Source organism: Streptomyces sp. MMG1533 (genome assembly GCF_001279775.1).
Taxonomy (GTDB): domain Bacteria; phylum Actinomycetota; class Actinomycetes; order Streptomycetales; family Streptomycetaceae; genus Streptomyces.
Genome location: NZ_LGDG01000281.1, coordinates 17,766 through 36,766, shown reverse-complemented (window position 1 = coordinate 36,766; position 19,001 = coordinate 17,766). Strand labels below are relative to the sequence as shown.

The following is a 19,001-nucleotide window of genomic DNA, read 5'->3' as shown; positions in this document are numbered from 1 at the left end:
GTGGGGGGCGGGGGGGCTCAGTGGGCGGTGGGGGAGATCGTGTGGCGGGTGCTGGACACGGAGGGAGTGGGGCGGGAGGCGGAGGCGGCGATCGCGGTGGAGGCGGAGCGGGTGGGGGGATGGGGGGGGGCGCCGAGGGTGACGCCGCGGATGCGGACGCCGGTGGAGAAGGAACTGTCGGCGTAGGCGGGTTGTCCGGCGCAGGCAAGCCTCTCGCCTAGTACCAGGGGGCTCCGCCCCCTGGACCCCCGGCCTGTGCCCACCCACCACCCGACTCGGTCGGTGGAGAAGTAGCCCTCGACCGCCACCTCTTGGCCGACCGATCGGGTGGTGTGGGCACAGGCCCGGGGGTCCGGGTGCGGAGCCCCCCAGCACACGCCCGCACCGGCGCCGGGCGCCCCGGACCAACACGGGCACCCGGCGCCAAGGCTCAGCGGGCGTACCGCATCAGCGCCCGCACCATGTGGCACGTCGTGTCCGACGGCGGGTGGACGCCGATCGTCTCCGCCGCGCTTCGTATCGTCTCGTTGCGGGCCTGGTTGGGCAGGTAGACGCCCGAGTCGAGCAGGGCGATCGCAAGGCGCATGGCCTTGAGGCGGCGGTTGTGGCTGACGTACCACTCACGCGGACGGCCCGGCGGCAGCGGGCGCTTCTCCACGGGCGCGTACGGCATGTCGAGCAGGACGGAACGCTTCGCGGTGGACTGGGTGGGCAACGGCTTCGGCTTCAGTGCGGCAGCGGGCACAGGCATCCTCCTGTCGCGGTCAGGGTGTGTCCCGCCGGAGATCTCGACACCCCGGCGACACCCTCGAACACTGCTTCTATTCTACTGCCCGGCACTGACAAAAGCCCCTGGCCACAAGGGCTTTCGGGGGTGCTGGGACTCAGGTGAAGGACGGGTTTTCGCGTACCGTGGGCCGTATGGAGATCTGGATCAATCCGGCCTGTTCGAAGTGCCGCAGCGCGCTCACACTGCTCGACGCGGAGGGCGCGGACTACACCGTCCGCCGCTATCTGGAGGACGTGCCGAGCGAGGACGAGATCCGGGCCGTCCTCGACCGCCTCGGCCTCGAACCCTGGGACATCACCCGCACCCAGGAGGCCGCCGCGAAGGAGCTCGGCCTCAAGGGCTGGCCCCGGGACGACACTGCGCGCGACCGCTGGATCACCGCCCTCGCCGGGCATCCCAAGCTGATCCAGCGCCCGATCATCACCGCGGACGACGGTACGGCGGTGGTGGCCCGCACCGACGAGGCCGTACGGGACGCCTTGTCACGGTAGTCAACGCTTTGTCGGGCGGCGGGAGTTCAGGCCCCCCGCACTGTTACCCTCCGCCGCCATGACCTTCGGCGATCAAGGAATACCCCCGCACACCTCCGACCCGTACGCCCAGTGGGTGGCCGAGCAGGAGCGCATACGCAAAAGGCACCGCACCCGGCGCGCGGTCGCCGCCGGCACGGGAGTCGTCCTCGTGGCGGCGATCGCCGCGGGCGCGGTGATGTACGCGGGCGGCGGTGCCGGCGACGGGACGACGACGGCCGCTCCCCTGACGTCGGCCACCGCGGACTCCGGCGCCCCCGCCCCGTCCGTCACGATCTCCCTTCCCTCCGACGCCCCGACCGCCCTCCCCTCCCTGCTCGCGCGGCCCGTCATCCGGCCCGAGCAGGCCTTTCCGCAGCAGAACGTGCGCCTGAAGGACGGTTCCCGGCACCACCGCGTCGACCTCGCCACCACCACCGACTGCGCCCGCGGCATGTCCGCCGAGCTGGCCGCGCTGCTCGAACAGGGCAAGGGATGCGTCCGGTTGACGGCGGCGCTGTTCACGGACACCGAGCGGCGTTCGCAGGTGACGGTGAGCGTGCTGAGTTTCCGGCGCGTCGAGGACGCCGCCGCGGTGTTCACGATGGCCTCGATGGACCCGGTGACGTATCAGGTGGTCTCGCTCGACCCGCCGCCCGAGGCGGGGCTGCCGACCGCGCCCCCCGGTTCGGCGGGGGTGTTCCGGCGGCTGATGACCGTGCGCTCGGTGGTGTTCGCGAACGGGCAGTGGGGCGACGGCGCGGAGACCGGCGAGGACGAACTCACGCGCCAGACCGAGGGGTTGCTCCAGTACGTGAACGAAACCGTGTTGGCGTACGAGCAGGGCGACACCTGAGACTTGTGTGACGCGCACCACTTTGGTGACTCCTGTAAGCGCTGAGTAGCTTCGTTCGGTATCTCGTACATAGCGGCGTACGCTTCCCTACCTCTCAGGAGCCGCGGATGTCGCGTAGAAGAACGCTCAGCACGAAGAAGAAGCTCGCGCTGCTGGCGAGTGCCGCGACGGTGGCGGGTGGCGGCGCCTTCGCCATGGCGGCCACCTCGAACGCCGCACAGTCCCCGCAGACGGCCGCCGAGTCGACCGTCTGCCAGGGGCTCGCCACCGCCCTCGGCAACAACCAGCGGTTCATCGACGGTCAGCGGGCCGCCCCGGACGCCCAGTCCGAGGCCCGGATCGCCAACCGCGAGGCCGTCATCGCGCAGATCAAGGTGCAGCAGGAGGCGTCGGGGTGCGTCGTCGGGGAGTCGGCTCAGGACTCCCAGGCGACGCAGTCGGCACAGCCAGCACAGTCTGCTCAGCCCGCACAGCCGGCGCAGACCGCCCCGCAGACCGCCCCCGCGGAAAGCGCCGGGAGCGGCGGCGGTGCCGCCTCCGGTCAGCAGGTGTGCAACGGCTCGACCGTCACCTTGTCCGGCGAGGACGGGGCTCCGGCCGCGTCCAGCAACCAGTTCCCGGCCGGCACGAAGCTGAAGGTCACCAACCTGGACAACAACAAGTCCACGACGGTGGAGGTCACCTCGGTCTCCGGCAGCTGTGTCCTGCTCAACAACGCGGCCTTCGAACAGGTACGAGAGCCCGGCAAGTTCCTGATCCGCCGGGCAGTGATCGAGAAGGTGGGGTGAGGCCAGGACGCCCGTAGCAGTACGTGTCACCGGTCCCGCCGCCCCCGGCCAGGGGCGGCGGGACCGGCATGTCCGCAGTCACGGACGCCCCCGCGCCCGAACCTCAACCCCATCGCATACGAGCTGTCCCGACGCTTCCTTCCGTGCCCCTTCCGTGCCCCTTTCGTGCCCCATTTCATGCCCCTTTTCATGCCGCTCTCCGCACCGCTCTCCATGCCGTGCGGGCCCTCACAGCGTGAGTCGCGACACAACACGACCAGGTAACACGGGGTTCACATTCGAGCAATGATCGGGAAATCGCCTGTTGACAGGCTGCCGGGCATCGAAAGCGGCGCCCCAGTGCCGCAGCGCCGCAGCACCCGCAAGTGCGTCTAGACACACCCCCGAAGGAAGTGGCCCGTGACCTTCAAGGCTGAGTACATCTGGATCGACGGCACCCAGCCGACGGCCAAGCTCCGTTCCAAGACGAAGATCCTGGCGGACGACGCCAAGGGTGCCGAGCTGGGGATCTGGGGCTTCGACGGGTCTTCCACGAACCAGGCCGAGGGCCACTCCTCGGACCGTGTCCTCAAGCCGGTCTTCTCCTGCCCGGACCCGATTCGCGGCGGCGACGACATCCTCGTCCTGTGCGAGGTCCTCAACATCGACATGACGCCGCACGAGTCCAACACCCGTGCCGCGCTCACCGAGGTGGCCGAGAAGTTCGCCGCGCAGGAGCCGATCTTCGGCATCGAGCAGGAGTACACGTTCTTCCAGGACGGCTACCCGCTCGGCTTCCCCAAGGGCGGCTTCCCGGCCCCCCAGGGCGGCTACTACTGCGGTGTCGGCGCCGACGAGATCTTCGGCCGTGACGTCGTCGAGGCGCACCTGGAGAACTGCCTCAAGGCGGGTCTGGCCATCTCCGGCATCAACGCCGAGGTCATGCCCGGCCAGTGGGAGTTCCAGGTCGGCCCGGTCTCCCCGCTGGAGGTCTCCGACCACCTGTGGGTGGCCCGCTGGCTGCTCTACCGCACCGCCGAGGACTTCGGCGTCTCCGCGACGCTGGACCCGAAGCCGGTGAAGGGCGACTGGAACGGCGCCGGTGCGCACACCAACTTCTCCACCAAGGCGATGCGCGAGGGCTACGACGCGATCATCACCGCGTGCGAGTCCCTCGGTGAGGGCTCCAAGCCGCTCGACCACGTCAAGAACTACGGCGCCGGCATCGACGACCGCCTGACCGGTCTGCACGAGACCGCCCCGTGGAACGAGTACAGCTACGGCGTCTCGAACCGTGGTGCCTCGGTCCGCATCCCGTGGCAGGTCGAGAAGGACGGCAAGGGCTACATCGAGGACCGCCGCCCGAACGCCAACGTCGACCCGTACCTGGTGACCCGCCTGATCGTCGACACCTGCTGCTCCGCGCTGGAGAAGGCCGGCCAGGTCTGATCACCGCTGCTTCCCGGAAGGGGCGCCCGCCATCTCGGCGGGCGCCCCTTCTGCGTGTCGGACGAGAGCGAGTTCACGCCCGGACAGGCGTCCAAGCAGTGAGAGAAGGCTCCTGTCGCGGGGTCGTGTCTGCTTCAATGGGCCCATGGTCGGCTTCCAGAACCACACCGCGACGGGTCGCCATGACCTCGAGCCGTTCTGGCCTTCCCGTCAGCACCACGACTTCGACCGGGTGTGTTGCCGCGCGACGAACGCGCCGGCCCTCTAAAGCCGTACACCCCGGCCTTCGGCCAGCGCGCACGACGTACGTTCCCGTCGGACCTCTCGCGCGAAAGAGCTGACCTCTCATGGCGACCACTCGTTCCCTGCCCACCGCCGTTCCCTCCTCCCCCAACGGTTCCCGTCATCGACTGCGGGCCGTCGACCGGGACGAGGTGATCGACGTCGCGGAGTTCCTGCCGCCGGGCGCCACCTGGCTGCCCGCTCCCCCGCACACCCTGCCCACCCTGCCGGGTCAGCCGCCGATGATCGGTTACCTGGTGCTCGTCCCGGCCGACCAGCAGCCGCCGTTCCCGTCGGCGGCGGTGCCCGACGCGCCGGCGCCGGAGGGCGTCGGGACCGCCGCCGACCCGCTCGTCCGCGTCGACACCGTGCGGCGCACGGCCGCCGTGGACGAACGCGAACTCGACCTCACCTACCTGGAGTTCGAGCTGCTCGCGCATCTGGTCACCCACCCCCACCGGGTGCACACCCGCGACCAGCTGGTGACGACGGTGTGGGGGTACGGCCATGTCGGCGACGGCCGTACGGTCGACGTCCACATCGCCCGCCTGCGCCGCAAGCTCGGCTCCGAGCACCGCCGGGCGATCCAGACGGTGCGCCGGGTCGGCTACAAGTACACGCCGCCGACCGGACGTTGATCCCGGATCCCCTGAGCCTCTGCTGACGGCAGATACCCGTTCCGTCCCGCGGCTCCACCGGGCACAGTCACCGGCATGAGACTTCTGATGCTGGGCGGTACGGAGTTCGCGGGGCGGGCCGTCGTCGAGGCGGCCCTCGGGCGCGGCTGGGAGGTGACCGTCTTCCACCGGGGACGTCACGAGCCCCCAGCCGGCGTGCGTTCCCTGCACGGCGACCGCACCGCACCCGACGGGCTCGCCGCCCTGGCCGGAGCGGACGGCGACTGGGACGCGGTCGTCGACACCTGGTCGGCGGCGCCCCGGGCGGTGCACGAGGCGGCGCGGCTGCTGCGGGGCCGCGCCGACCGGTACGTGTACGTGTCGAGCCGCTCGGTATACGCGTGGCCGCCGGGCGCCGGGTGCACCGAGAACTCGCCCCTGGTCGAGGGAGCCTCGGCCGACGCGGACCAGACCGACTACGCCCGGGACAAGCGGGGCGGCGAGCTGGCCGCCGTCGAGGCCTTCGGCGCGGACCGCTCGCTGCTCGTCCGGGCCGGGCTGATCCTCGGGCCGTACGAGAACATCGGCCGGCTGCCCTGGTGGCTGAACCGGATCGCCCGGGGCGGCCCCGTCCTCGCGCCCGGGCCGTACGACCTGCCCCTCCAGTACGTCGACGTCCGTGACCTCGCGCAATGGACCCTCGACTCGGCGGAGCGGAAGGCGAGCGGACCGTACAACCTCGTCGGGCCCTCGGGACACGCCACCATGGGCACGCTCCTCGACGCCTGCGTGGACGTCACCGGCGCCGCCGCCGAGCTGCGCTGGACCGACCCGGACGTCGTCCTCGACGCGGGCATCGAGCCGTGGCAGCAGCTGCCGGTGTGGCTGCCGCCGGGCAGCGAGGGGCATGCGGCCCTGCACGGCGCGGACGTCTCCCGGGCGCTCGGGTCCGGCCTGCGCTGCCGGCCGGTCACCGAGACCGTCGCCGACACCTGGACCTGGTTGCGGGGCATCGGCGGGGTGGCGCCGCAGCGCCCGGACCGGCCGGCGGTGGGACTGGACCCGGAGCTGGAGGCGAAGGTCCTCGCCGCGACCGGGGGTCGGAACTGCTGCCGGTTTACTGAGCATGAGTGACTTCTGGTGAGCGTGAGTGAGTGCCGGTGCTGGATGCGTGTCCCGTCTCGAAGGGTCTGGCCCCCATCTCAAGTGGCCTGGCCTGATTCGCCATTGGTCTCAATTGATCTGGTTCGTCACTCTAATCACTGCACTACTCTGTCGAGCCATGAATGCGGACCGCTGGTTGGCAGACACCCGGACCTCCTACGACACGGTCGCGGTCAACTATGCCGACCAACTACGCGAGGCTCTGGCCGGGGCGCCGTATCTTCGGGCGGCTCTGGCGCTGTTCACCGACTTGGTGCACGCCGCTGGCGGTGGGCCGGTGGCGGACGTGGGCTGCGGACCTGGACACGTCACCGCTCACCTGCACGAGCTGGGTGTGGACGCTTTCGGCATCGACCTTTCATCGGTGATGATCGATGTGGCTCGGCGTGACCACCCCCGCCTGCGGTTCGAGGTGGGCTCGATGACGAACCTCGACCTCGCCGATGCTTCAGTCGTCGGCCTGCTCGCATTTTGGTCGTTGATTCACGTCCCCGACGAAGCAGTCCCTACGGTCTTCGCCCACTTCCGGCGCGTGTTGCGTCCCGGCGGACCACTGCTGCTCGGCTTTCATGTTGGCGACGAGTCGAGGCTGAAGACGCAGGGCTACGGCGGCCACCCGATGAACGTCCACGTTCACCGCCGCCAGCCTGACCAGGTGGCGGCCTGGCTACGCGATGCCGGGTTCACCGTCGAGGCCCAAATGCTGATCGACCCCGACGAGAGCGTTCCAGGTGCGGTCCTCTTCGCGCGCCGTCAGTCCTAACCACATCAGCGGTCCGGTTGCGGCCGACGACACAGCGAAGTCGGACCACATCAACTGAGACAGCCTCCGGCATCCGCTCGCCCGGGACCACATCACTTGAGATTCCCGGCATCCCCACGTCTCAACTGAACTGGTCGCCGCAGGTCAGTGACCCGACTCGGAACCAGATCATTTAAGACGGGACAATGCGGTTGTTCCGCTGCGTCAGGAGGGTCTCCTCCCGCCTGGGGTGTGCTGTGGCCCTTGGCTCGGGTAGGGAACGTGAGTTCTTGGGTCGAATGGGTGACCTTTGCGGAGGCTGCTCGTTGACTGCCGTGACGGGATCTTCGGCCGAGCGGGGTGGACTGGTGGGCGGGCTGCGGAAGTTGGCGGCGTCGTTCGTGGTGCCCGGCCCGGCCGGGGTGGCGATCCGGGACCGGCTGCGGGTGAGCGAGTCGGACGCGGCGGTCCTCGCCGAGGTCGGCGTGTACTTGGGGTCGCTGGCAGCGGCGGATCTCGCCGAGCGCTCCCGGCAGGGGCTGGCGCATGACGCGGCCTCATGGGCGGTGCGCAAGCGGGAGCTGACCGGACAGTCGTCGGCGCGGTGGGCGGGCAGCATCACCAAGGCCACCCATGATCAGTGGGCGCTGGCCCGGCGCGGCCAGGCCACTCGCCTGGCCTGGCTGCACAGGCAGATCGCGCGCATTGAGGCGCGGCTGGCCCGGCCGCTGGGCGCCAAGTCCGACAAGCGGGCAGGCCTGGCGCGCGGCTATGCCACGCGCGGTGAGTGGCATGCCAAGTCCCGCCGCCTGCACACCCTCAAGGACCGCCTCGTGGTGGTGCAGGCGGACCGGGCGGCGGGCCGGGTGCAGCTGGGTCAGCGCGTGCCGGAGCTGTGCGTCCCGGTGCTCTGCGGTGCCGGTGAGGTCGTAGAAGAACCGTTGTGGTTCGCCGACCGGGTTGCCGTGCACATCCAACTGCCAGGCGGCGAGGTGGTCGTCGTTCATGTCCACCGCCACCACGCCCCGGGCCAGTGCCGCGTCCAGCGGCAGGATGGGGGCGGCGGTGTGCTGCCAGGATGCGGTGATGTACCAGCGGCCGCGCGCGGTGTCGTGGTGGATGCGGTAAGCCACGGCCCGGTTGGCGGTGATCCGGTCCAGCCACTCCGCGCCCCGGTGCCGGAACCGTACGGCCGCGTCGAGGAGGTAGCGGCCGTGGGGAGCGTTGGCCAGGTGGGCCAGCGGGGCCGGGAGCTTGAGTGAGACCTGGCCGGTGTCGGTGACACGGATCGTCTCGTTACCGAACCGCTTGCCGGATTCCCCGTCTGCGGCCAGGAACATCCGCTCCGCCCGCCACCGCTCCCGCCACGCCGCCACGTCCAGCCCAGCTGCTGCACCACACTCGCCGCTGCGGGGCCGCCGCCATCGCCATCGAGGACCTCGACTTCACCGACGGCACCAGCCGGGAGAAGCACGGCCGCAACAAACGGTTCCGGCGCCTCATCTCCCGTTTCCCGACCGCGAAACTCAGGGCCCGGCTGGTGTCGATGGCCGCCGAACAGGACATCGCCGTCGTCGCGGTGGACCCGGCCTACACCTCCCGCTGGGGTGCCCAGCACTGGCAACAGCCCTTGACCACCCCACGACGCAGGATGTCCCGGCACGATGCGGCGAGCATCGCGATCGGGCGACGCGCCCTCGGACACCCGATCAGGCGACGAACGGCACCGCCCCACCCCGACCAGAGTGATCGTGGTGGGCATCGGACCGCCCAGGCCCGACCGGAGATCCGACGGCGTGAGGAACCCCGCCCCCACCTTCCCGGACCGCGCATCGGATGCGGGCCGCCCGGTGGTGGAGCGAAAGCGGGCGACCAGGGTGCCCAACACCGTTCGGAGCACCCGGCTGAGCAGCAGTCCTGGCAACAGGACTCAATCCCACTCAGTCTCTAGGAACGGTGTACCTGGCACCACCCCCTGACCGGCCGCCCAACCCCAGTGACCCCCGCCTCCCGCTCGGCCAGACTGACGCCATGACGACCATCGAGACGAAGAGCGGCATCAGCCGCACCAGGATGCGCGGCGTGGGACGGGCGGCGGTACGGGGGCTCGGGCTGGCGCTGGTACTGCTGCCGGGGGCGGTGCTCTGCTTCACGCTCTCCCTGGTGTCCATCGCGCTGATCCCGATCGGGGTCGGGATCGTCACGACTCCCTGGGTGCTGACCGGCGTTCGGGCCTTCGCGGACTGGCGGCGGGTGCTGGCGGCGGAGTGGTGCGGGGTGCAGATCCCGTCGGCGTACCGGCCGATCCCGAAGGACGCCAACCCCTGGGCGCGTACCTTCGCGATGCTCCGTGACCCGGCGACCTGGCGGGACCTGCTGTGGCTGCCGGTCGACATGACGGCGGGGTTCTTCACCGCGCTGCTGCCGGCCGTGCTGCTCTTCTACCCCCTGGAGGGATTCGCGCTGGCGGCCGGGCTGTGGCGGGTCTTCGCCGACACGGCGGACGGGGCCTACTGGTACGGCTTCGTCAGGGTCTCCGACCAGGCCTCCGCGTTCGGCGCCGCCGCCCTGGGCCTCGTCCTCCTCTTCTTCGCCCACTTCCTCACCCCGCGGCTGCTGGAGGCCCACTTCCGGCTGACCCGGGCGGTCCTCGCCTCCAACCAGGGCGAACTGGCCGAGCGGGTGCGGGTCCTGACCGAGACGCGGCGTGACGCCGTCGACACCTCCGCCGCCGAACTGCGGCGCATCGAACGGGATCTGCACGACGGGGCGCAGGCCCGGCTGGTCGCGATGGGCATGGATCTCGGGACCATCGAGATACTCCTGGACAAGAACCCCGAGCAGGCCAGGAAGTTGCTCGCGCAGGCCCGCCAGTCGTCCGTGGACGCCCTCGCCGAACTGCGCGACCTGGTGCGCGGCATCCACCCGCCGGTGCTCGCCGAGCGCGGACTGGGCGATGCCGTAAGGGCGTTGGCGCTGCGGCTGCCCGTCGCCACCGAGGTTCAGGTGGAGCTGCCCGGCCGGGCGGACGCGCCCGTGGAGTCGGCGGCGTACTTCGCGGTCAGCGAGGTGCTCACCAACGCGGTCAAGCACGCGGACGCCGACCGGATCTGGGTCGACCTGCATCACGTTGCGGAAGGCGCCGGCATGCTGCGGATCTCGGTCACCGACAACGGCCGGGGCGGCGCGGTGATCGGAGCCGGTTCGGGCCTCGCCGGGGTCGAGCGGCGACTGGGTACATTCGACGGCGTCCTGGCCGTCAGCAGCCCCGCGGGCGGTCCCACCATGGTCACCATGGAGATCCCTTGCGCGTTGTCCTAGCCGAAGACCTGTTCCTGCTGCGCGACGGACTCGTCCGTCTCCTGGAGGCCTACGACTTCGAGATCGCCGCTGCCGTCGAGAGCGGGCCGGAGCTGGCCGCCGCGCTGGCCGAACTGGAGCCGGACGTCGCGGTGGTCGACGTACGACTGCCGCCGACGCACACCGACGAGGGGTTGCAGTGCGCGCTGAACGCCCGCCGGGACAGACCCGGCCTGCCGGTGCTGGTGCTGTCGCAGCACGTGGAGCAGCTGTACGCGCGTGAGCTGCTCGCCGACGGCAGCGGCGGGGTCGGCTATCTGCTCAAGGACCGGGTGTTCGACGCGGAGCAGTTCGTGGACGCCGTACGGCGGGTCGCGGCGGGCGGTACCGCGATGGACCCACAGGTGATCCAGCAGCTGTTGTCCCGGCGGGCGGCCGACGACCAGCCGCTCGGCCGGCTCACGCCCCGGGAGCGCGAGGTGCTGGAACTGATGGCGCAGGGCCGCACCAACGCGGCCATCGCCGCCAAGCTGGTGGTCACGGAACGGGCGATCGCCAAACACACCGCCAACATCTTCGCCAAACTGGGCCTGGAGGTGTCGGACGACGACAACCGCCGCGTCCTGGCGGTTCTGGCGTATCTCGACCACGGCCGCTGAAACCGGGACCCGGTCCGCGCACTTCCTGTGAGGGATCAACAACTCCCGGTATTTCCTGGGCAGTTGAAACCGAATTGTCTCGCGAATCTCTCACCAATTTCTGAGACGTCTGAACACCCGTGGGACCGCTTGCGTATTCAGGGGAGCCGCTTCACTCCTGTCGGGCGCCTCGATAGCCCCGCAAGGAAGTCAGAGGAGTTCCATGGGACGCAACACAAGAAAACGCCGTATGCCGCTGGCCACCAAGGCCGTTGCCGCTTCGGCAGCCCTAGCGCTCGGTGGGGGCGGGCTGATCTGGGCCAACTTCTATGCCTCGGCTCATGAGACGGACTCGGGGCAGAATCAGACCAAGGCCACGGGCGCTCAGGTCGCGACGATCAACTGCCCGGACGTCGGCCAGAAGCTGACGAACGTGCCGGAGAGCGCGCGCCAAGGCGTCGCCAAGGAGCTGGCGCTGCTCGACCGGCAGATCACGGACGCCTACACCCGCCTCGCCGACACGCGCCAGGCCCAGGCGGGGGACGCCGGCTACGTCGACAACGCCATCCTGGGCCCGCTGAAGTCCAAGCGGGTGGCCACCATCGACCGGATCGGCATCAACATCAACCGGGCGGGCGGTGAGGCTCCGCAGGAGCTGGACCAGCTCGCCGGGTGCCAGGGCGTCCCGGCCGAACAGCCGGAGACCAACGACGGTGAGGGCGGGGACCAGAACAACAACGACGGCCAGGACCAGGACCAGAACAACGACGGTCAGGACCAGGGCCAGGACAACGGTCAGGACCAGGGCCAGGACAACGGTCAGGACCAGGGTGACGGTCAGGATCAGGGCAACGGCGGTCAGGCCGGCAACGGCCCGGTGGCCGACGACTTCGTCAACATCGAGGACGTCCAGCCCAACTCCCGCAACCTGCCGAACGGCCTGGCCGCGAACGGCGACACCGGTTCGACGGGCAGCTTCACCACGAACTGCGGCACCAACGAGAACGAGAACCGCAACTCGGACAACGTGATCGTCGCTCCCGGTGTCAGCAACGGTGCGCAGCACCAGCACGACTACGTCGGCAACCAGGCCAACAACGCTTTCGCGAGCGACGAGGACCTGGCGAACGGCGACACGACCTGCCAGAACCAGGGCGACAAGTCGTCGTACTTCTGGCCGGTACTTCGCGTGCAGGACGGCCAGAACGATGTCGACGCGGACGCCCCCGGTGGCGGTCAGGACAGCAACGTCGGCACGATCCAGCAGACCGCCGAGGCACAGCTGAAGTTCGTCGGCAACAAGACGAGCGATGTCGTCGCGATGCCGACGGCCCTGCGCATCATCACCGGTGACGCCAAGGCCTTCACCAACGGCCTCGCGAACGCCAACACCTCCTGGAGCTGCACCGGCTTCGAGGACCGGCAGGTGACGGACAAGTACCCGATCTGCCCCGAGGGCAGCTCGGTGGTGCGGACGTCCGCCTTCCAGAGCTGCTGGGACGGCCAGAACATCGACAGTGCCAACCACCGTACGCACGTGTCCTTCGTCCAGCAGGACGGTAGCTGCGGCAACGGTTTCCAGGCCATCCCCCAGCTGCAGGTCCGTCTGGTCTACGACGTGCCGGCCCCGCAGATCCAGAACGGGCAGGTCGTGAACCCGTTCGCGGTGGACTCCTTCCCGGAGCAGCTGCACAAGCCGATCACCGACCACAACGACTTCATCAACTTCTTCGACGAGGACGTGATGAACCAGATGGTCGAGTGCATCAACAGTGGCCAGGACTGCCAGTAGTCCTGACCCAGTAGGAAGCCGGCGGTGGGATTTCCCACCGCCGGCTTTCGTTTGCCCCCCGGCTCCCGGATCCCGGATCCCCCCGGAGATCCGGATCTCCGGATCTCCGGATCTCCGGATCCTGCGCGGTCAGCCGTCGTGACCGGAGTGCGCGCTCGCGCTCTCCCCGCCACCGTGGTTGTTCATGTGCGCGGACCCCTCCTCCATCGTCCCGCCGAGAGTGGTCCGCAGCGCCGTGACCGTCTTCTCCTCGCCGACGGCGACCCACTTGCGGCCGACAAGGTAGTAGCCGCCGTAGTCCTTCGCCCCGTTCAGCCACTCGCGCTGACCGCGGTCGGTGGCGAAGGTGGCGAGGACGTACTTCTCGTCGCCGTCCTTGCAGATGGCCTGCCGGATCGTGTCCGCGTCCGTCTGCATGTTCGGCTTGCACTTCGCCTCGGCGGCCAGGTGTTCGAGACTGCCGGTCGCCGTCTCCGGAACGGCCGCCTCGCCGTCCCCGTCGGATCCGCAGCCCGCCAGCGTCAGCACCAGCGCCGCGCCGCTCAGCGCGAGCATCGGTCGGGTCAACCTCATCTGTTCCTCCGGTCGCATGCATCGGACCATGCCTCAGCCGGGCCCGGCAAGGGACCCGTCCCCTTCCATACGGCTGACGAACCCGCCGCGCTCAAATCGAGTGCCCCGACGGGCACACCCGTGCGAAGGTGTCCCGGTGAACCAGGACTGGGAAGATCGCGTGACCGCGGCTTGGGCAACCTTCGACGACCACGCGGAAGAGACTGCGTCGATCAGCAGCTCCGCGGCGGAGGCCGACTTCCGTGCGGTGATCGACGCGCTCGTCGCCGAGCTGCCGTCGGACAGCCCGCTCGGCCCCTTCGAGCAGGCCTGCGCCTGGGACTCGACGGGCCATTCGGACAAGGCCGTTCCGCTGTACCGGGAGGCGCTCGCCCGCGGCCTCGACGGCTACAAGGGGCGGCGCGCGAAGATCCAGCTCTCCAGCTCCCTGCGGAACGTCGGGCAGGCGGAGGAGGGTGTCAAGCTGCTGACACCCGAACTGGACGCTCCGTCGGACGAGTTGGACGACGCCGTACGAGGATGTCTCGCCTTGTGCCTGTCCAGTCTCGGCCGCGATCGCGAGGGCCTCTCGCTCGTCCTTGGCGCCCTCGCACCTCATCTGCCGCGCTACCAGCGGTCGATGGCCAACTACGCACGGGCCCTGGTCGAGCCGGAGGGTTGAGTCACCCGGGTGGTGTGACCAACCACCGATTCGCTCGTTCTGCTGAACGTGCAGTCACAGGATGTCGCCCCGCGCCCCGCCGCCGGCTCCGCCGCCTCCTCGTCGACCGACTCGGTCGTCGACGTCGAGCAGGCCGAGGCCGCGCTCGTCGAGCACTACCCCCGGCTCGTCCGGCTCGCCTATCTGGTGCTGCCGCCGGGCCTGGGGCGCAACCGCCGCGTCCTGACCGCGCATGCGCTCACCCAGCGCGCCCTGCCCCGGAGCCGCACACCCGCGCCCGTGATCCCGGCGCAGTCGACCGGCCGTGAGAGCGACCCGGGCTACGCCTTCGTCCGTCTCCAGGTGTTGCGTACGGCGCTGGAGGCGGGCCTGCCGCTGACGTTCAAGTGGCCCAAGCGGTCCCAGCTGCCTCTGCTGCTGCCCCAGGTGTGGGGCCTGCGCCTCTTCCCGCGCTCCGGGGGCGCCGACGAACTCGCCCTGGACCAGCGGCTGTCCGTCCTGTGCGGACCGGCCCGCGCCGCGTACGTGCTGCGCGGCCTGGAGAAGCTCCCGGACGGCGACGTACGCGAGGTGCTGACCGCGGCGGGCGTGGACGACGTGGACGACGCGCTGGACGAGGCCGACGAGGTCCCCGCGCAGTACGCGCTGCTCGACTCCCCCGAGTTCGATCCCTGTTCGCTGCAGGCCCGGCCCACCGACCTGATGCAGCGCCGGCAGCACACGAAGGCCGCGCTCGCCGCCGCGGCGGCCGTCGCCGTGTGCGGGGCGCTGCTCGGCCTGCCCGGCGACGGCTGGGCCCCCGACGGCGCCGCCGCTCCCCCGTACGCGGAGAACCCGGCGGCCCGGGCGGCCCTCGACCCGGCCCGGCTGGCCAAGGTCCCGGCCACCGCGTGGCAGTCCGCCGCGCGCACCGACTTCTCGGTCTGGCCCGCACGCGGCGGCCTCACCGACGACAAGGCGCTGCTGCGCCGCGCCCTCGCCGTCTGGGCCCGGCCCGGCGAGACCGTCCGGGTCTCCGCCACCCCGGGCACCCCGTCGGGCAGCCCGGCCGGCCCCCCGCAGCTGCTGTACGCGGGGAACGTCGACAACGCGCGCGTGGTGATCCTCTACGACGGTCTGCGCATCGCCCGGTACGCCGAACCGAAGGACAGCACGAAGGGCGCGGCCCTCGACTTCGCACGGGTCGACGGCGCGACCGGCGCCGAGTCGAACGCGGTGGTGCTGGGCCGGGCCGACGGCAACGTCCGCTATCTGACGGCACCTTGGGTGAAGAAGGCGGCGGAGCGGGACCTGCTGAAGCCGGGCTCCGGCGCGATGGACCTCACCCTGACCGACGGCGTCACCGCGCCGCTGGCCGGCCCCGTCCAGCAGGGCGCGTGCACCTCGTGGAACGTGCTCCAGCTGACCGACCGCTCCGGCACCCGCCTGTCGACCGACCTCGGCGAACTGGTCCCGGCCCGTCTCACCACCGGACGCCCCGGCTCGGAGCGCGACGCGTCCGGCGCGGCCTCGCTGCGTGCCTGGGCCCCGTACGCCTGCTCCCTGTCCGTCGTGCGCTCCCGGGGCGTGCGGTCCGTCAACGCCTGGGAGTACGCCACCCAGCCGCTGCCCGACGCGAGCGGGTCGGCCTCGTGGGTGTGCACCCGCGCCGAGACCTGGCGGGGCGGCGGGACCCGTGTGCTGGCGCAGTTCCGCACGCCGGGCGGGGCGTACGGAGCGGTCGCGGCGAAGGCCGAGAACGTCCCGGCCTGCGGTCCGCGCGACCCGCATGTGCTGGCCGGAGTGCTGTGGAAGTCGGAGGCGGGGTCCTGGTACCTGCTGGCGGCGGGCAGCCGGGACACGGCGTCGATCACGACGGCGGGCGGCGTCGGCGGCTCCGCGCAGGGCAACCTGCTGACCGTGAAGACGAAGGAAGGGGCTCAGGCGGACCTGAAGGGAAAGCTGGAGAGCGGACGGTCGATCAACGCCCTGCGCTAGCCGACACCGGCGACGGCAAGTACCGCACCCGAAGGGGCTCGGGATCGATCCGACTCGTGGCGTCGCGGGCACGAAGTGATCGCCTTGTGCCAGGTACGTAAACACCACTGGTCGGTTCGGTCCGTTCGGGGCCGGATCCGATCGGTAAGGTGTTCGTATGACTATCGGGGTACGCCGCAGAATGGGTGTCGAGGAGCGGCGGCAGCAGTTGATCGGCGTCGCCCTCGAACTGTTCAGCCGTCGCTCGCCCGACGAGGTCTCCATCGACGAGATAGCCGCGGCCGCCGGCATCTCGCGCCCGTTGGTCTACCACTACTTCCCCGGCAAACTCAGCCTGTACGAGGCCGCGTTGCAGCGCGCGTCGGAGGATCTGGCGAGTCGGTTCGCCGAGCCGCGGGAGGGTCCTCTGGGGGCCCGGCTGCTGCGGGTGATGCGCCGGTTCTTCGACTTCGTCGACGATCACGGGCCCGGTTTCTCGGCCTTGATGCGCGGCGGCCCGGCCGTCGGTTCCTCGACGACGAACGCGCTCATCGACTCCGTACGGCAGGCCGCGTATGACCAGATCCTTTCGCATCTGCGGGTGGAGAACCCGCCCGCGCGACTGGAACTGGTCATCCGCTCCTGGATCTCGCTCGCCGAGTCGACCGCGCTGATCTGGCTGGACGGCCGGCGCATCCCGCGCCGCGAGCTGGAGGCGCAGCTCGTGCACGACTTCGCCGCGCTGACCGCCGTGAGCGCCGCCTACGACGAGGAGATGGCGGCGCTGATCCGGCACATGTTCAAGGACGAGCCGACCGACGGCCCGTTCACCGACCTGGTCGCGCGGCTGATCGCGCTCGGGTCCTAGCTGTCGAACTTGCGGTACGAGGCATCCAGGTCACGCACCTCGGCCGAGGCGTGCAGTGCCAGGCCGTCGGCGGGCTTCACGTACTGGCGGAGCAACTCCAGTACCGCTTCGGTCAGTTGCACCTTCGTCTCGTCGGTGCGGCCGGCCAGCAGGCCGAGGGTGACATGGACGATCCCGTGGCCCCCCTCGTCCCGGCCCACGGTCGTGTCCTCGGTCGCCCGGAACTGCGTCTTGCACGCCTCGTACTTCGCGGCCGCGATCTCCACCACCGCGTCGTGCAGGGCGAGCGCGAAGCCGCGCCGGTCGAAACCGTCGGCGAGGGGCGCGGAGTAGTCGACGGTGATCTGCGGCATGAGCACTCCTGATCTAGGCAACAGGAGTCACTTTAGTTCTTCGGTTGCAGCGCCAGCATCGCGATGTCGTCCTCGCGCTCGTGGCCGAAGCAGGCCAGGAGCGTGTCGCACAGGGCGTCCAGGCCGGGCAGGGCGCCGGTGGCGGCCGCGCGGAGGTGCTCCATCGAGACCTCGAGGTCCGTGCCCCGGTTCTCGATCAGGCCGTCGGTGACCATGAGGAGCCGGTCGGTGGGTTCGAGGAACAGCTCGGTGGGCGGCGGATGGGGCAGGCCCACGCCGAGCAGGGGACCCGTGACCTTGATGTAGTCGGCGCTGCCGGTGTCCCGGATGATCAGCGGCGGGATGTGACCCGCGTTTGCGATGCGGGTGCGCCCGGTAGTGGGGTCGATCAGGGCCAGGCAGACGGTGGCCGTGACGTCGGGGTGGTAGATCTGGAGCATCTGGTCGAGGCGCTCGGCGAGCACGGCCGGGTCGCTCTCCTCGACGCAGTAGGCGCGCAGCGCGTGCCGGATCTCGACCATGACCGTCGCCGCCTCCAGCGAGTGCCCGACGACGTCACCGACCGCGGCGAGCGCGCCCTCGCGGGTGCGCAGCGCGGCGTAGAAGTCGCCGCCGATCTCGGTCTCCCTGGACGCGGGCACATAGCGGACCACGACGTCGATGCCGGGCAGCTCGGGCAGCCGGTGCGGCTGGGGCAGGAAGCTGTGCTGGAGGGTGAGGGCGACGTGCCGCTCGACCTGGTACATGAGCAGCGGCTCGGCGGCGAGCGCGGTGGCCTGGGCGAGCTGGGCCAGCAGGGCCTCGGCCTCAGGGCCCGCCCGGCGCAGCCCGCGGGTGGGCGCGGCCAGGCACACCGGGGCTTTGCCGTCCTGGGTGACGACCAGCGCCAGCCGGGCGTCGTGCTGCACGCCCGGCCGGAAGAACCCGGCGGGCCACAGCGGTGCGGGCACGGTGGTGATCTGCACCCCGGCCTGCCCGCGGGTGAGCCGCCGCAGCAGGCCGGCCACGGTCCGGTGGGCGCCCTCGTCCGGCAGCGCGACGGTGGTGCGGTCCCGGGAGAGGCCGCGGTACAGCTCGTCGTCCTGGTCGAGGACGAAGACGGCGGCGGGAGAGCCGGTGAGCCGTGCGGTGCCGTCGGCGGCGGCGTCGACGAGTTCCTGCAAGGAGCGCGCCGCCTGGATGGTGACGATCGTCTCGGAGAGCAGCCTCAGCCGCCGTACCTGCGCCTGGCCGTCGGCCCGGAGCCGGGCGGCACGCGCGGCGGCCCGGACCGCCGCCTCGATCGCCTCGGGCTCGGCGGGCATCGTCAGATACGCCTCGGCACCCTCGTCCAGCGCCTGGCAGCGGTCGTCCGGGACCACGGCGACGGCCGAGCAGTGCACGACGGGCAGGCCGGCCATGCGCGGCCGTTCCTTGAGCCGACGGCACAGCTCGAAGCCGCTCATGTCCGGCAGGTTCACGTCGATCAGGGCCACGTCGGGCAGGTTGCCCTTGCGCAGCCGTGTGTCCAGTTCGGTGAGCGCCTCGTGGCCGGTGGCGACCGGGACGACCCGGTGACCGGCGCGGCTCAGCACGGCAGCCAGGGCATACCGGCTGTCCGCCACGTCGTCCACGACCAGCACGGTCGTGCCTGTCTGCTTGCCGTTGACATCCATCTGTCAGCCCCTGGGACACACAGGTGGGG

The 19,001-nt window shown here is 70.7% G+C and carries 18 protein-coding genes and 2 pseudogenes; 15 read left to right on the top strand and 5 right to left on the bottom strand.

Annotated elements, in window-relative coordinates; translation table 11 throughout:
- Window positions 1-186: pseudogene (locus ADK57_RS43975) on the top strand (winged helix DNA-binding domain-containing protein); the annotation flags it as partial.
- Window positions 187-430: 244 nt separating this feature from the next.
- Here ADK57_RS43975 and ADK57_RS43970 read toward each other — a convergent pair.
- Entirely contained in the window at window positions 431-745 is a 315-nt protein-coding gene (locus tag ADK57_RS43970) for a hypothetical protein (RefSeq protein ID WP_053755378.1), read from the bottom strand.
- 176 nt (window positions 746-921) lie between these two features.
- Here ADK57_RS43970 and ADK57_RS43965 point away from each other — a divergent pair, with 176 nt between their 5' ends.
- From ADK57_RS43965 to ADK57_RS52715, 8 genes are all read left to right on the top strand, one after another.
- Window positions 922-1,281, top strand: coding sequence for an arsenate reductase family protein (locus ADK57_RS43965; RefSeq protein ID WP_053755377.1), 360 nt, complete (start codon window positions 922-924; stop codon window positions 1,279-1,281).
- 58 nt (window positions 1,282-1,339) lie between these two features.
- A complete protein-coding gene (locus tag ADK57_RS43960; RefSeq protein WP_234390591.1) occupies window positions 1,340-2,155 on the top strand; it encodes a hypothetical protein in 816 nt (271 codons plus the stop codon).
- A 107-nt stretch (window positions 2,156-2,262) separates the two neighbouring features.
- The gene (locus ADK57_RS43955; RefSeq protein WP_053755376.1) at window positions 2,263-2,943 is read left to right on the top strand and encodes a hypothetical protein; all 681 of its coding nucleotides are present in this window, start codon (window positions 2,263-2,265) and stop codon (window positions 2,941-2,943) included.
- Between the two features lie 399 nt (window positions 2,944-3,342).
- The gene (gene glnII, locus ADK57_RS43950) at window positions 3,343-4,371 is read left to right on the top strand and encodes a glutamine synthetase (RefSeq protein ID WP_053755375.1); all 1,029 of its coding nucleotides are present in this window, start codon (window positions 3,343-3,345) and stop codon (window positions 4,369-4,371) included.
- A 347-nt stretch (window positions 4,372-4,718) separates the two neighbouring features.
- A complete protein-coding gene (locus tag ADK57_RS43945) occupies window positions 4,719-5,291 on the top strand; it encodes a winged helix-turn-helix domain-containing protein (RefSeq protein WP_053755374.1) in 573 nt (190 codons plus the stop codon).
- A 75-nt stretch (window positions 5,292-5,366) separates the two neighbouring features.
- Complete coding sequence (locus ADK57_RS43940) at window positions 5,367-6,404, top strand: SDR family oxidoreductase (RefSeq protein ID WP_107091792.1); 1,038 nt, start codon at window positions 5,367-5,369, stop codon at window positions 6,402-6,404.
- A gap of 148 nt (window positions 6,405-6,552) precedes the next feature.
- Window positions 6,553-7,197, top strand: coding sequence for a class I SAM-dependent methyltransferase (locus ADK57_RS43935; RefSeq protein WP_053755372.1), 645 nt, complete (start codon window positions 6,553-6,555; stop codon window positions 7,195-7,197).
- 147 nt (window positions 7,198-7,344) lie between these two features.
- A complete protein-coding gene (locus tag ADK57_RS52715; protein WP_420711975.1) occupies window positions 7,345-7,506 on the top strand; it encodes an MYXO-CTERM sorting domain-containing protein in 162 nt (53 codons plus the stop codon).
- A gap of 524 nt (window positions 7,507-8,030) precedes the next feature.
- On the opposite strand, the pseudogene ADK57_RS43925 reads toward ADK57_RS52715, so the two are convergent.
- Window positions 8,031-8,567: pseudogene (locus tag ADK57_RS43925) on the bottom strand (IS200/IS605 family accessory protein TnpB-related protein); the annotation flags it as partial.
- 640 nt (window positions 8,568-9,207) lie between these two features.
- Between ADK57_RS43925 and ADK57_RS43915 the strand changes: the two are divergent.
- From ADK57_RS43915 to ADK57_RS43905, 3 genes are all read left to right on the top strand, one after another.
- Complete coding sequence (locus tag ADK57_RS43915) at window positions 9,208-10,497, top strand: sensor histidine kinase (RefSeq protein ID WP_053755371.1); 1,290 nt, start codon at window positions 9,208-9,210, stop codon at window positions 10,495-10,497.
- The gene (locus ADK57_RS43910; RefSeq protein WP_053755370.1) at window positions 10,482-11,135 is read left to right on the top strand and encodes a LuxR C-terminal-related transcriptional regulator; all 654 of its coding nucleotides are present in this window, start codon (window positions 10,482-10,484) and stop codon (window positions 11,133-11,135) included. The genes ADK57_RS43915 and ADK57_RS43910 overlap by 16 nt, the downstream gene beginning before the upstream one ends.
- A gap of 202 nt (window positions 11,136-11,337) precedes the next feature.
- Window positions 11,338-12,906, top strand: a complete 1,569-nt coding sequence (locus tag ADK57_RS43905) for a DUF1996 domain-containing protein (protein ID WP_053755369.1) — start codon at window positions 11,338-11,340, stop codon at window positions 12,904-12,906.
- Between the two features lie 129 nt (window positions 12,907-13,035).
- On the opposite strand, the gene ADK57_RS43900 is transcribed toward ADK57_RS43905, so the two are convergent.
- Entirely contained in the window at window positions 13,036-13,479 is a 444-nt protein-coding gene (locus tag ADK57_RS43900; RefSeq protein WP_053755368.1) for a hypothetical protein, read from the bottom strand.
- A 136-nt stretch (window positions 13,480-13,615) separates the two neighbouring features.
- On the opposite strand from ADK57_RS43900, the gene ADK57_RS43895 reads away from it, so the two are divergent.
- The 3 genes from ADK57_RS43895 (at window position 13,616) to ADK57_RS43885 (ending at window position 16,964) form a co-directional block, all read left to right on the top strand.
- The gene (locus tag ADK57_RS43895) at window positions 13,616-14,140 is read left to right on the top strand and encodes a tetratricopeptide repeat protein (protein ID WP_199830808.1); all 525 of its coding nucleotides are present in this window, start codon (window positions 13,616-13,618) and stop codon (window positions 14,138-14,140) included.
- Between the two features lie 48 nt (window positions 14,141-14,188).
- On the top strand, window positions 14,189-16,117 hold the full coding sequence (locus ADK57_RS43890; protein WP_053755366.1) for a hypothetical protein: 1,929 nt from the start codon (window positions 14,189-14,191) through the stop codon (window positions 16,115-16,117).
- A gap of 157 nt (window positions 16,118-16,274) precedes the next feature.
- Window positions 16,275-16,964 (top strand): TetR/AcrR family transcriptional regulator, encoded by a 690-nt coding sequence (locus tag ADK57_RS43885; RefSeq protein WP_107091791.1) that lies wholly within the window; start codon window positions 16,275-16,277, stop codon window positions 16,962-16,964.
- Here the strand turns inward: ADK57_RS43885 and ADK57_RS43880 are convergent.
- On the bottom strand, window positions 16,961-17,317 hold the full coding sequence (locus ADK57_RS43880) for a 5-carboxymethyl-2-hydroxymuconate Delta-isomerase (protein ID WP_053755364.1): 357 nt from the start codon (window positions 17,315-17,317) through the stop codon (window positions 16,961-16,963). The genes ADK57_RS43885 and ADK57_RS43880 overlap by 4 nt on opposite strands.
- A 32-nt stretch (window positions 17,318-17,349) precedes the next feature.
- Window positions 17,350-18,972 (bottom strand): fused response regulator/phosphatase, encoded by a 1,623-nt coding sequence (locus tag ADK57_RS43875; protein ID WP_053755363.1) that lies wholly within the window; start codon window positions 18,970-18,972, stop codon window positions 17,350-17,352.
- Window positions 18,973-19,001: the final 29 nt, after the last annotated feature.